A 14,421-nucleotide genomic window follows, 5' to 3' on the forward strand; every position below is an offset into this window, starting at 1 on the left:
CTCCTTTTTATCATCATTATATTTTGCGATGTTTCTTTAATGCAAATACATTTCCTACTGCAAATAATAGTGAAAAAAGTAGTAATACAGTAAGATCTAATGCAATCTCTGTAAACCCTTGATTCCGAATCATTACTTGTCTCATAGCGTCAGCACCATATGTGAGTGGAAATAATTTACCTAACATTTGTAACCATGTATTCATGGATTCCATTGGAAACAACCCAGAAAAGAAAACTTGTGGCACAATAACAAGCGGTATAAATTGAATCATTTGAAATTCATTATTTGCGTATGCCGATAAAAATGTGCCTAATGTTAGTGCAGTTAAAGAAAGCATACATGTTATAAGTAGCGTTAGCCATATTGAGCCAGCTACATATAAATCTAAAATATAAACTGAAAAACTTACAATTATAATAGATTGTATAAATGCAAAGATTCCAAAACCAATAATATACCCTAAAACTATTTCCCATCTTCTCACTGGTGTGGACAATAATCTCTCTAATGTACCACTTAAACGTTCTCTTACAAAAGATACTCCGGACAATATAAATACAAAGAAAAATGTAAAGAAACCAATTAATACGGGACCAAGCCCATCGAACATCGTAATGTCTTTAGAGCCATGTAAATAATCCACTTCAGGCTTCATCATTGATACATCATTCTTCTCTGTACTCTTTTGCAATACTTGAAGTACCGCACGGTTTTTTGATGAATCACTGCCTTCTAATAGAAGATTCATTTTTCCATTTTCTAAATGAATTACTGCATCTACCTTTTGCTTTTCTAATTCCGAAATTGCTTTGTCTTTACTATATTCATAAATTGATGCTTCTTGATTTTTCATTACTTTTACTATAGGAGCAGGTACATCGACTACAGCAATATGCGGTATATAGTCTTTTTGTGTAAATACTAGCGACAATAACCAAAGTAATAACATTGGTGCCCCAAACATCATTGCTAAAGAACGCTTATCTCGAAAAAATTGACGAATGATACGGATGACTACACCATTAACTCTCATGATTCAATCACTCCTTCTAACATAAAGACATCTTCAATTCGTCCAGAAGATGTTTGTTTTTTCAATTCCTCCGGTGTGCCAATCGCAACTAAATTCCCTTCTCTAATTAGCCCTAGACGTTCGCAAAACTCAGCTTCATCCATAATGTGCGTTGTTACAATAATAGTTGTCCCTTTCTTTTTAAGGTCATAAAACTTCTCCCAAATCGATTTTCGAAGTAGAGGATCTATCCCAACTGTTGGCTCATCTAAAATTAATATTTCTGGTTCATGAAGGAGTGCTATCGCCAATGATAAACGTTTTTTCATTCCACCTGAAAAATGCTGTACTTGCTTTTTCATATGCTCTGATAATTGCACAAGTTCAAAAACTTCTACGATTCTCTCTTTCTTACGCTTACCTTTTAACCCATACATCGTTGCAATAAAATCTGCATTTTCATATGCCGATAGTTCTTCGTATAATGCATCAGCCTGAGCCATATAACCAATTCTTTTCATTTCATTTAGATTAGGCATGTTTGTATTAAAAACAATTACATCCCCTGTAGTTGACTCATTAATACCTGCAATCATTTTAATGAGTGTTGTTTTCCCTGATCCGGAAGGTCCAACCAAGCCAAAAATTTCTGCTTTTTCTACTTGCAGCGAAAGGTTATGCAAAACTTCTTTTTTCCCAAAACTTTTTGATACATCTCGTAAAATAATTGAAGGTTGCTGCACTAAAAATCCCCCTTTTCTTTAAAATGAGTGAGTACTCACTTTTATTTTACTCTCGAATTATTATATGTCAAACTTTTCAAACATATATTTTTTCTGTTATTTACTAAATCAATGAAACAGAGTCGACATTAGAATATCTTTTCTTAAAGTCGACTCTGTTTCATTGTAAATTATTCGATTTTTGTTATGTTTTTAACTTTAAATACCTTCTAATTCTAGCAACATCTAATGAATATTCGATAACTATTTGCTGTATTGGTAATATAACCGTTTCCGGATATAAATGTGCATATTGTAACGTTTCTGCATACTTTTCCAACCGTTTTTCTAAATACTTTACAATTTGCTCAGGATGACTTACTAATAAAGACGTACTATAATAATGAATTTGCTCCTCAATCGCCGTATATTCTTCAATTTCAAATTCTTTATGCATTTGTACACCCCTTTATATTTTTAATATTGCTTAATAATAACTATTTTAACTCGACTAATTTTTAAGTTTTTTGATTATTTACACTATAACAAACTCAATAGGTCAAATTTTGTTACTTTATGTAACGTTGAAAAATTTTAACAAAATTGTAATGGAAACTTGTACTCAAGAAAAACTACCTTTAAATTATTCTCCTGAACAAAAAAGCAGTACAGATTAATTTAACTGCACGACTACAATCTCAGGTCTATTAAAAACTCTTTGCGGAATGATACTATTGCCTAATCCTCTACTAACTATCATAGACGTATTTTGTTGTTCATATAAACCCGCTGTATATTTGGGCAGTATTCCTTGATTAGGAGCAACTAATCCCCCGATAAAAGGTAACCGAACTTGTCCCCCATGTGCATGACCCGATAACACTAAATCTACTTGCTCATCAGCATATGCTTCTAAAAATTCAGGCCTATGGGATAATAATACATTATACCTATCTGGCTGCGTTTCAATTTTTGCTTTTACAATTGCATCTTTTACAATACTTCCTTCATCAATATCTCCAGTATTAAATTCCGGATCATCAATTCCTAACAAGTTTATTTCGTGTCCTTCCTTTTGTATTATTACATGTTCATTTCTTAAAACAGTGACATGCTGTTTCTTTAATTTTTTTTCTAAACTGTTATATTTTCCTGACCATTTTTCATGATTTCCTGTCACAAAATATACCGGGTATTCCTTTACAAGTTCTCGTATTACTTGCATACTAATTTCTGCATCGTACGATTTACTGTCTATTAAATCACCCGTAATAGCAATAATATCTGGATTTATGCTTTTTACTTTTTGAATTAAAACGTCTTGATTATCACCAAATTTTTTATTATGTAAATCTGAAATTTGTAGTATTTTATATCCTTTAAAAGAAGAGGGAATTTTACTAGAGGTTATTTTAACCTCAGTTATACTTATTAAATTGTTTTGTAAATATAAAAAGATACTAATGCCTACTAATATACCAATAATTAATATGATTCTTTTAGTCTTCTTGTTCATATTTCCTCCTAAAATCTTGATCAATACTACAGTTCACAATAAATATTACGTGCCCTTCGCATTCAGAATAACTGAAATTTTTTAATTGATTTGTAGTATTTGCTATAGTTTTATACGCCACTTATAAAATTTTTCAATCGTATGCGTGTATGATGTCATGCTCATTCTTCAGTAATTTTATAGCAGATCACTGGAATCTCTTCATAATATTAACATTTATCTTACTTAGTTTGATAACTATATCATGATATTTCCTATAGTTTTTTATAAAAATATTGTGTACTTTTCTCGAAGTATATACGACATTTGATTACAAATATATTATTACCACTACGATTTTAATTTGTTTAAAACGTACAAAGAGAGAATTGAAACACTAAATTGCCTTATGAAAAGGTATTACTGTATTATTTGTTAGAAAATTGAAAAAATATGTGTAGATAGCTATCATTGTAAGTGCATATATAATTAACTTTGATTTTCTGACATAATTTCACATAATTCTTAAACTATTTTTTTGCGTGCATTATGAAATAAAATATTGCCCCATGTCAGTCTTTAAAAAATTATATATCATAACTTTAAGGGAGGAAGAAAACTATGAAGATGAAAAGAAAAATCATGATGACGACAGCACTTGCAGCTACATTGGCTACAGGTGCACTACCAAGTACATCGGTGTTTGCTGCTGAAAAAGAGGCTCCTATCCAACAAGAAGAGACACAGATGAGTATTCAACCATTTGCACAAAATAATTTGGAAACAGCAGTTAAAGCTGCCTTAAATGGTCCAGAAGTTAAAAAAATTAAAGTATTTGAGCATGAATTTAATGTAAAACCAATTGAAGTAGTAAATTTAGGTGGCGGTAAAACATATGTTAAGGGACAAATTTCTCATCATTTAAGTTTTCGTCCAGATGATCAATTTTATTATGAGTTTACAGTGCAAGATGGAAAGGTAATAGATAAGCCTGTATTTAATATTGATAGAGGTGGTTGGACACCATTTGCTGCTCCACTTTTATCAATTCTTGCTGCGTATAATGGGATTCCAGTTAATCCAAATGATTTAAATGCACTTGGTCAACAGATTGGAAAAGTGATAGATGGAAGCTGGGAACATGCAGCCCAATCTATCGCAACTGTAGTTAGTTTAAGTTTTAATGAGTAGAATTTCTTAATTTTTGTTAGCCTAACAGAGTCCCATTTTTCATAAGTAACCTTGATATAAAAAATTCTGAAACAGCTATAAATAGATTTTTACCACTCAGTCACATTATCTTGATTTGTTAACCACCTTATCATTCATTATATGTCACAAAATAGAAGTCTTTTTTAAGACTTCTGTTTTGTTTGTATACAGTACAGCGGAAAGTTTGTTTTTTACCTATCTATGCTTCAATTCTTTAAGAATCCGTTTGACTATTAGATACAATTTATTACAACAAACTATTAAAATCTCAAATAACTTCCTACCCTATTTTGATTTTTTCAAACACAAAAATTCATTACTTTAAGAATGAAAACAATAGATGTAGTAAAAAATCATCTTGTTTTATTATATCTATTGTTTAAAAGTCAGGAGAGATAAAATGAACAAAATAAAAATGAGGAATTTTTTTAAAATTAGTATCCTTACTTGTTTCACACTAGCAAGTTTAAGTACACCATCTACTATTTTTGCTGATAGTCATCCAGGTTATTCCTATGAATCCAATATAGGCTATCAAAACCCAGCATGGATGTCGAAAGTAGCAGATTCAACAAAATTGAGTGAAATATCTATTCCAGGGACTCACGGTACAATGGCTTTACATGGAGCAAGTTTTCTTGATGAAAATTTGACAAGAAATCAAACTATGAGTCTACCACAACAATTAAATTCCGGAATTCGATATGTAGATATGCGTGTTAAACGTGTAAAAGATTCTTTTGCAATGTACCATGGGATTGTAAATCAAAAAGCAATGTTTGAAGATGTATTAAAAGAGGCAATTCAATTTTTAAAAGATCATCCTACAGAAACAATTTTAATGCGCTTAAAAGAAGAAACTACTCCTGAAAGTGGCTCACTATCATTCGAGGAAATACTTAATAAATACAAAGACCTTAATTCTTCCTATTTTTGGGATCCGAGTTCTGTACCAACTTCAAAAAGAAATAACCCTACTCTAGGAGACATCCGAGGGAAAATTGTAATCTTACAAAACTTTACAGCCTCTCAGCAATATGGTATTAATTACGATAGCTTAAATATACAAGATACATTTGAAATTGAAAACGGACCAGACGGAATGTATGAAAAATGGAATGCGGTGAGAACCCACCTTCAAAATGCAAATAATAATTTTAACAATGATAAAATCTATCTTAACCATTTTAGTGGCACAGGTGGTGCTGCTGCATTATTAAATAATGTTTATCCTTGGTTTGTTGCAAGTGGTAAAGAGAGCAGAAATACTGATAGTAACCCCAAGATGATTCAAAAAGCTACAACTAATGCGTGGGAAGATTTCCCTCGTGATATAAATGGTCAAGTATTTTATGGTGGAATGAATACACTTGGGACCGAACTCTTGCAACAAGGTGGAATTAAACATTCTGGTATTATCGCAGCTGATTTTCCTGGTCCAGGTTTAATTGATAGTATCATTAAATTAAATGGTATACATTCGAATGAAAAAGAAATATTAATTTCGCAAATTTCATCCGAATCTAGCCCTTTAACCGGACAACAAAATCGATCCAGTCAAAACTTTAAAATTGATAGTTTACCTGTAGGTACTAAGGAATTAAAATGGATTATTGAGCCTTCAGAAAAAGATCATCCTTCTTCTATCTCTTTCAATGTAATGATTGACGTTTCCCTAGGTACAGATTCTACTCGTTGGAAAAATATTTCACATGGATCTAGGACTGAAGCTTATACGAATGCTAAATATTATATTGCAAGCCCACTTGGTGCCACTAACAAATTTACAGTGAAAATATACGCTATTACAAATTAAAAAATAAAGAATCCCAATGGAATTCCTTTTTGATGGAATACCATTGGGGTTCTTTAATAATTTCATTTCGTATATATTGGGATGAAGAGTAAAAATTGCACCCCTGTTCCGGTATTGCACATAGAATAAGTGATAACTACCCTTTTCCACTTATCATTTATTTAAAACTGGCTTCCAAAGCGATAGTGCAAAAATCCAATTTGGATCGCCGTTCCCTTGATAACTTTGAATCGCTTCATACACTTTTCCCTCATGTACTACTTTATCACCTTTATTGTATGCTTTTCTTGCATCCCATTTTTCATAAGTAGAGTCCTCTAGTTTTGTTGCTACAGTTAAAACATCACTTCTACTAGACTCATTTCTAGCTAAATCAACCGCTGTCACTACATATTTGTACGATGTATTTGCCTTTAAATTTTTATCCACAAAGGATGTATTATCCGTTGTCCCAATTTTATTCATAACCCCTGCGTTTTCTCTATATACAACATAATGGTCAACACCTACATTATCTTCAGACGGACTCCACATCAAATCCACAGTTGTCGCTGTTGTACCCATACTATGTAATCCTTTTGGTTGAGTCGGAGCCTCTTTATCTGGAATTTCATTTGTTGTCTTAGCCTTTAGTTTTTCACTTTCTTTTGATATGTTTCCAGCAGCGTCTAATGCCTTTATTGTATAGGTATATTCCGTATTTGCTTTTAATTTTTTATCAGTAAAAGTTGTACCTGGTACCGTACCAATTACTTCTCCATTACGTAACACTTGATATTCTTTTACGCCTATATTATCAGTAGAGGCCTTCCATGTTAGTTCAACACTATTGGCAGAAACTTTAGACGCATTTAATCCCGTTGGTTGACTTGGAGCTACTGTGTCGGGAGTTTCATTATTTACTAAATTCACATCAATTACGTTATAAAACGCATTTGACGTATCTGCTACATCCCATACAGCTAAAATAACATGATAACCATTGCGATCAGTTGGTACATTAATTGTATGTGTTAAATTATTTGATGCTGCCGAACCGTCATGATTCACAGTTCCAATTGGTTCTAATTCAGCACGTGTTAATGGTTTATTAGGATCCCATCCCTTTTTTGTAATGTAATAATGCCATTTACTTGTAGAATGTGCCGCTGTGTATTTCCATGTAAATGTATTTGCTCCCCCCTTTATTGTGTTTTTGAACCAGCGATTTGATGTTTGTTGGTCAAGAATCCCTCCAAACAATCCTCCTGCCGAAGCAATTTTCCCATCAATCGGTCCACCATCAGGGAATCCTTTAGGTGCTTCTAGACTTTGAGGTTCGTACATTACATTTCCACAATTTAAATTTAATGCTCCATAATTCTGACTACATAAAGCAGCACGACTACTCGGCTTTTCAACAAACCCATGTGCATATGCACTTTGAGGAATCATTGTAATTGCCGTCACCCCTGCAGCTAAAACACAAGCACCAATTCCTTTTTTACTTTTTCTTAATCTTTCTAACTTAGATGTTAATTTCAAATTCATACTTGTCCCCCCAATATATTGTTTACGCTAATATAATAGCAATATAGGGATAAACGAACAAATCACCTACTAATATATTAATAGTTCAATAACATAAACACATTTAGTTTATTTATTAACCTAATATGGGGCTAAATTAAGCAAATTAATTCTATTTTGTAACATTATGTAGTAAAGAGTTTATAAAAAACCAATAAAGATTCACAAAAAATCCAAATATCGATTACTTAATTTTTTACAACCACACCCCACACGATAACTACATTATTAAGCAGGTTTCATGATTTATTACATTCTCTCGCCACCTGACAAAATCAGATCAAAAACATATCCCTGCATATTATCAATTAGTTTAACCACATCTGGATTTTTATCGTTGCTCAGCGACCAATTAATTGACACCATTGCGTTTGCTGTATACAACTGAGCTACAAAGTCAATCGGCACACTTACTTCAACCTGCTGCTCTTTCAAATAGGAATAGCAGGCATTATATAAAATGGCTTCTAATTCTAAACGTAAATCCGCTGAGGGAACACGTACATGGAGTAAAGTTGCAACCTCTTTTTTTCGCGCTGAGATCTTATCGGTTATCATATTAATAGCTTGAGCCACATTTCCATTCTCTATTAATGCGAAACGAAATTCAATTTCTTCCTTGAACCAGCAGACATAATTTTGCACTAATTTTTCCAAAAGATCATATTTATCTGCAAAATGGCTGTAAAATGTGGACTTACTCACCATAGCATGTATGCAAATATCTTTAGTTGTAATTCGCCCAAACTCTTTTTCGTTCAAGAGGGTAATAAGTGTATTAGAAATATTTTTCTTCGTTTTATAAACGCGAACATCCTCTCCCATTAATAATCAATCTCCTTCCCAAAGTTGCTTATCAAACCATTTATATCCTTATGGTTCGATTTCGTACTTCTTACCCTTTCCTGCTTGTTGTTTCTTTAATATACTTCTCTTATCCTTACCTTGTAGTCAAATATAAGGAGGGATTTTATGTTTAAACAGTATGTAAACAACGAACAGTTCAATTTGCAAATTAACCGTTTTTTCAACGATTTCTATCAAGACGATGAGCGGGCAAATCAGGATTTGCAAGCCATCATCCCAAGACTTACAGACACGGACAGCTGGTATAACACTTGGATAGAATATGCAGCAATGCGGGAGCATCAGAAAGACTTCGATCTGGCTTCGGTTTATTATCAGGCTGCCGAGTTTTATATGGAATCCTCCGATCCAAAAAAAGAAAAAGTGTACCAAAAATACCGTGAAACTTTTTATAAGGGCTTTCATGACTTTGAGTATGAAACCTATCAAATTCCTTATGAAGATTCCTATCTTCCTGCAATCAAATTCATGACACCAGGCGCATGTAATACACTACTTTTCTTTGGAGGCTACGATTCCTACATGGAGGAAATGATGAAGATGATGAACTACCTCATAGGAATCAATTATAATATTATAGTTTTTGATGGACCTGGACAAGGAACAGCACTGAAAAACGGCTTAAAATTCATCCACAACTGGGAGAAGCCCGTTTCCACAGTCATTGACTATTTCAAACTTGACCGTGTTAGTATTCTCGGAGCTTCTTGGGGCGGCTACTTGGCAATGCGTGCCGCCGCTTTTGAAAAACGAATCGACAAAGTCATCGCCTTTAATATTTTTTATAGTGGCCTTGATGCACTCAAGATGCGCATGCCGGATAATATCTGGAATAAATTGACCACGCTTCTGGCTACTAATGAAGCTGACAAAATTAATACCATGTTTAAACAAATGATGGCCACCAGCATCGACCTGAACTGGAAAGTTAAAAAAGGTATGGAAAATACAGGTGAAAAAACGCCATTTAACTTACTTAAAAACTTTGAAAAACATACGATGGCAGGAATCGGTCAGTTCATAAATCAAGAAGTATTGCTCCTGGCTGGTGAAGACGATCAGTACGTTCCAATTAGCCGATTACCGCAAATCGAATCGGAGCTATGTAATGCAGCCTCCATCACTTCTGTAGTTTTCACTAAGAAAACTGGTGGTGAACAACATTGTCAGGCTGGTCATCGTCACTTAGCTTTTGATGAAATTAAAAGATTTTTGCGACATAACTTCTAGTGAATAATATCAAGCATTTTAGCACTTTCAAAATTTTTCATATACTAACACATTAGAACATGGTTACTATCGTGACACTCCTCAAAAAAACTGATATTTTGTCATAAAAGAAATCCCCCACTTATTTGCGGGGGGATTATTCTGTGCTTTACTTATAATGATATGTGTGAAGTTTTGTTTATTTACAAACCTAAAATCCCTACAATCTGACTCGCCTTTAAATTAGTAATATAATTGTACATCTCTAAGCCTTTTCTTTCAGCCTTTAGCACCTTGCCTCTCATTTTCGATAAATGTTGGGAAACAGTAGATTGTGGAATTTTTAAAAGCTCCGTCAATTGTGTAACATTACATTTTTTATACTGAATTAACTCGTTTATAATTTGCAATCGAATTGGATGTGCCATTATTTTTAACATATCTACATCCTCTTCAGTTATTACACTCTTTTTCATTTCACTTTTATACATTGTCATAAGAAATTCTCCTTTATTATCCGTGCATTTCCGCACGTCTTTTAATTAGAAGTATATTCTAAAATTATTACGGTTTAATATTCTTACTTTTTGGTATATTGAAGTTTATATTTTCAAAATAATATAATTCCAGAAACGCCTTACACACATATTGTGAAATTCCAATATGCGATTCATATGAACTTAATATACGGTTTAAATGAATCTCACTTCACTATGGAGACACTGTTGAAACTTTACTTCAATAACTCTGTAGGAAACTTATAAACAACTAAAAAAGGACACACCTATAGCATATGTATGCGTAGGTGTGTCCTTTTCTAAGATAAATTTTAGAGTATTAACTTCTTTTTATCACATCGTATAAGATAACTATTTAAATTTCAAAATATATAGTATAGAATAGGAACATTCGCTATATTTATGTATGAAAGGATTTTTGGAAATGGACTTGTTGCAAATCAAGAAAATGGAAAATTTAATTTGGACTATTGAACATAGTAGTGACCTCTCAAAAAGGTTTTATATAATAAAATTTTTTGATAGAGAAAATACAATTAAGCCAATTGAAACATTAGAATTTGGAAATAGAAATATCGACAAATTTGAATGGGTGTTTATTAATATATTTCCAAGGGTAGTAACAACTTATGTCCCTTCCACTGGAAGGAAACCTGATGAATCATTAATAGATACAACTAGAGAAAACAGTAAAGAATCACTTATTTTACAAGGAATACGGACCTACACCAAGTTTTGGTCATGTTAACCCCCACCCTTCTATAGCAGCAAATATAATTTTGCATAAAATGTGTTTTTTTGAGTTAAGGTGAATTCTATATGTAAATTCTTCTGAGAGTTTCATTCACATTGTATTGTTCGTTATTTGAAGAACAAGGAGTTTTTTATAATATACGATATATCAATTTTTAAAATGTATGCTTATACTTATTTTTTTAGGCATTTTATTCTCTTAAGAGCATCCACGCAAATACATGCTCTTAAGAAAATAAAAGTAGTACGCATGAGATTGAATGAATATTAAATAAAACACTTTGGATCTGGAACTTACCTTACACTTTGTTTTATATACATAAAAGAAGAGTAGAATATCCTTTTTTATTTTTAGATTTGCCTACTAACACTTCAAACAATCTATCAGGACGTTAAGTAGTGAATAGTTCAATTTAAGGGGATTGTTTTAGTCTCTACTAATTTAGCAGAAAATTCAGTTCCACATTTAACCTTTTTAAATTCTAGATGATTAAATCCTTGATTAGCGCCTCATCGGTTGAATCAAAAAGGGTATGCACTTTAATACACCTAGTCCAACAAACGTAAATATTACTCCTACCAAATCAAACAAAAAAATTTGAGTAGCCCCCTATTTATTGCACTAATTATAACTAGAGCTAGCCCTTTCCTTTTCTTTAAATTCCTACTTTAACTAGAAGATACGGACGTTAAGTGATATGAATTCATTTTATAATGGGGGAATTTTTCACCTTTTCTAAACAACTTATTATATTATTTTTATCTAATAAGGCACAGAAACAAATTAAAAAACTTTAGTGCTCCTGAAAATCTCTTGAGGAAAAACGTTTTTAGGGTGAAACGTTTTTCAGGGTACTTTCATACTGACTCTTTTCCTTAAAATGTTTCTGTACCTAATATTTAAATTAACTTATGTCAAAATATTTCGCAATACAAGCGCTAAATGCTACATGGATATATAGAAAATGACACTTTTTATGAGCATACCCCATCAAATACTTATATTAAATATAGAAAAGTTACCTTACTATTATTAAATTTGTTAAATTAAATAATGAAAATGGAGAATACTAACTTTATAATTGTCACAATTTAATTTATATATCTACTCTTTTATTACTCGTAAAAATCATTTGATAATTCCTTCAATATTAATTTATGAAATGCAGAGACCATCTAAAGCAACAATTTTCTTACATTAGATTGTTTTTCTATTTAATTTATTTTGTCGAAAAAAGTCGATATTTTCATATTTTTTTCATTTAATTATTGTACATTTGCACATTTAATGTTAGGATTATGCCTATTCAAATTAGATCCTATTGATTCCTCTTTAAGATTTCTTTATTTTATTTGTGAAAATTAGTTACTTTCTAGTAAATTCCCAGCAATAATACAGCAAACTACACTAATAATAATTCTAAAATTATATTTTCATCTCGTAAATTCATAAAAAGGAATTTAAGTCAAACTATATTTTCTATCTGTGTATATTCATTTTTTATTCAAACATGATTAATCATAAGTTCTAACTCGTTAATCAAATTTAAATAACAATTTTGATTCTAAAATAAGTTCAAAATCAAAATAAATATATTGTTATTTTAAAATAATGTTGTAAACTATCTTTAGAATGGAAAGATTTATGTAACAGCATGTTAAGGGGTTACAGGGGGAATAAAAATGAGAAATTTTTTCGATGACAAGTATAAAAATATTGAATTAAAAAGGAGACTATTAAATATAATCAGTGAAATTAGTGAATTAAAAGGAAAATTAGCTGCTTATCAGGAACAAAATCCTGATATATTTACTAGCTTAGAAAAAACCATACCACTTCATTACATAAAAAACTTTACTACTACCTATGAAGATATAAAAGTCCCAAATAAAAGATTAAAAGAACTTATTTTAGATGATATAGTACCTAAAAATATTTCGGAAGATGCTATCTTTTGTTTTTATCAAACACTTACTTTTGTACATAAGAATTCCTGTGATTTATTAATCAATCCAGAGACTATACAGGAATTACATTTTCAATTAATACATTACATTACCTCTGACAGTGCCAAATGGCGCGAAAAACCGTTTACTATTCCAGGTATTCCTGAAAACGGAATGCACTTAAATAGTTACCGCATTCTTCCACATGAGCTTATTCCACAAGTAATGGAACAATTATGTGATCAATATAACTCATTAAATTCTAGTAAGGGCCATCATTCACTTTTATTAATAGCTCGTTTTATATTTAATTTTTATTGCATAGTCCCTTTTAATCAGGGTAACGGCAGATTGGCACTTATGTTAATGCAATTGCTATTAATTAAGAGTGGAAATACATTTGTAAAATATGTATGTCTGGATAAATACATTAAGAAAAGTGAATCTGAATATTACAATTCGATTTATAAATCTTCGGTAAATTGGTACTGCGAGGAACATAATAGTAGCTTTTGGTTAAAAACGTTTTTAACTATTATATTAGAGGCGTACAAAGATCTTCATAATACAGTTCTAGATTCTATATGTAAGCATACTAAAGTGGAGAGAATTCAGGATTTTATCCTTAAACAAAAACAACCCTTTACTAAGGAGTGTATTCGTAACACATATCCAGACATAGCAGAGAGTACAATCAGTAAGGCTTTAAATTCCTTGCAATTGTTTGGCCATATTAAGCTAGTGACAAAAGGAAGAAATGCTAGTTGGATTAAAGTTTAACTATACTTGTAAAACACTTACAGTTCAAAAAAGAAAATTATAACTTTATCATTTAAATTCATGCCTTTGGACTCTTATTCATTGAATTTCACTTTAATATATTAAGCTATTATTACTAATTTAGTTATTTCTAATTCCTACAAAACGTTTTATAGAAATATTTGTCGAAAAAAGTCGCATTTTAATATTTTTTCTTTATTTTCTGGTTGTAAACGTTTCATTTTCGTGTTACCATCTTAATCAAACAATAGATGGTAATAAAAATGAAAATATTTCTTTCCCTTAGAAACATATAAACGTACGGTCATATCAAGAAAATAAAGCCAAAGAAATATTTGATACCTATCCAAATTACCAATAGGAATTTTGCCGCATTAACTTTCTGTTATTTCAGAATAAAACTTCACATTTTGTCCCTAAACAAAATTTGTTAGCGTGCAAAATTCAAATACACTAAAACACCCAAATAAATGAAATGTCCTTTTTTATTGAGCATTGAGGTATGAAAAAATAATTCT

At 31.4% G+C, this 14,421-nt stretch carries 12 protein-coding genes; 5 read left to right on the forward strand and 7 right to left on the reverse strand.

Features of this window, described 5'->3' with window-relative positions; genetic code table 11:
• Nucleotides 1–16 precede the first annotated feature (16 nt).
• From NSS74_RS11340 to NSS74_RS11355, 4 genes are all read right to left on the reverse strand, one after another.
• The gene (locus tag NSS74_RS11340) at nt 17–1,036 is read right to left on the reverse strand and encodes an ABC transporter permease (RefSeq protein WP_002085449.1); all 1,020 of its coding nucleotides are present in this window, start codon (nt 1,034–1,036) and stop codon (nt 17–19) included.
• Nucleotides 1,033–1,758 carry an ABC transporter ATP-binding protein gene (locus tag NSS74_RS11345; protein ID WP_002032219.1) on the reverse strand — a complete coding sequence of 242 codons (726 nt, stop codon included), beginning with the start codon at nt 1,756–1,758 and terminating at the stop codon, nt 1,033–1,035. Before NSS74_RS11345 ends, NSS74_RS11340 begins: the two co-directional genes overlap by 4 nt.
• 184 nt (nt 1,759–1,942) lie before the next feature.
• On the reverse strand, nt 1,943–2,194 hold the full coding sequence (locus tag NSS74_RS11350) for a hypothetical protein (protein ID WP_061675549.1): 252 nt from the start codon (nt 2,192–2,194) through the stop codon (nt 1,943–1,945).
• Between the two features lie 216 nt (nt 2,195–2,410).
• Nucleotides 2,411–3,253, reverse strand: a complete 843-nt coding sequence (locus tag NSS74_RS11355) for a metallophosphoesterase (RefSeq protein ID WP_149190526.1) — start codon at nt 3,251–3,253, stop codon at nt 2,411–2,413.
• Between the two features lie 600 nt (nt 3,254–3,853).
• Here NSS74_RS11355 and NSS74_RS11360 point away from each other — a divergent pair.
• Both NSS74_RS11360 and NSS74_RS11365 read left to right on the forward strand, forming a co-directional pair.
• Nucleotides 3,854–4,423, forward strand: coding sequence for a hypothetical protein (locus NSS74_RS11360; protein ID WP_002016999.1), 570 nt, complete (start codon nt 3,854–3,856; stop codon nt 4,421–4,423).
• 421 nt (nt 4,424–4,844) lie between these two features.
• Nucleotides 4,845–6,260, forward strand: coding sequence for a phosphatidylinositol-specific phospholipase C (locus NSS74_RS11365; RefSeq protein WP_149190525.1), 1,416 nt, complete (start codon nt 4,845–4,847; stop codon nt 6,258–6,260).
• Between the two features lie 153 nt (nt 6,261–6,413).
• Here the strand turns inward: NSS74_RS11365 and NSS74_RS11370 are convergent, their stop codons facing one another.
• Nucleotides 6,414–7,790: a lytic polysaccharide monooxygenase gene (locus NSS74_RS11370; RefSeq protein ID WP_149190524.1), complete on the reverse strand. Its 1,377-nt coding sequence runs from the start codon at nt 7,788–7,790 to the stop codon at nt 6,414–6,416.
• A 288-nt stretch (nt 7,791–8,078) separates the two neighbouring features.
• Complete coding sequence (locus NSS74_RS11375) at nt 8,079–8,654, reverse strand: TetR/AcrR family transcriptional regulator (protein WP_340813622.1); 576 nt, start codon at nt 8,652–8,654, stop codon at nt 8,079–8,081.
• A 147-nt stretch (nt 8,655–8,801) separates the two neighbouring features.
• Between NSS74_RS11375 and NSS74_RS11380 the strand changes: the two genes are divergently transcribed.
• Nucleotides 8,802–9,926, forward strand: a complete 1,125-nt coding sequence (locus tag NSS74_RS11380; RefSeq protein WP_002016994.1) for an alpha/beta fold hydrolase — start codon at nt 8,802–8,804, stop codon at nt 9,924–9,926.
• 182 nt (nt 9,927–10,108) lie between these two features.
• On the opposite strand, the gene NSS74_RS11385 is transcribed toward NSS74_RS11380, so the two are convergent.
• On the reverse strand, nt 10,109–10,402 hold the full coding sequence (locus NSS74_RS11385; protein WP_002141834.1) for an ArsR/SmtB family transcription factor: 294 nt from the start codon (nt 10,400–10,402) through the stop codon (nt 10,109–10,111).
• A gap of 445 nt (nt 10,403–10,847) precedes the next feature.
• Between NSS74_RS11385 and NSS74_RS11390 the strand changes: the two genes are divergently transcribed.
• Nucleotides 10,848–11,171: a hypothetical protein gene (locus NSS74_RS11390; protein WP_002127477.1), complete on the forward strand. Its 324-nt coding sequence runs from the start codon at nt 10,848–10,850 to the stop codon at nt 11,169–11,171.
• Between the two features lie 1,688 nt (nt 11,172–12,859).
• A complete protein-coding gene (locus NSS74_RS11395) occupies nt 12,860–13,903 on the forward strand; it encodes a Fic family protein (protein WP_002141832.1) in 1,044 nt (347 codons plus the stop codon).
• Nucleotides 13,904–14,421 lie beyond the last annotated feature (518 nt).

The organism is Bacillus sp. FSL E2-8868 (assembly GCF_038005505.1).
In the GTDB taxonomy this organism is placed as follows: domain Bacteria; phylum Bacillota; class Bacilli; order Bacillales; family Bacillaceae_G; genus Bacillus_A; species Bacillus_A mycoides.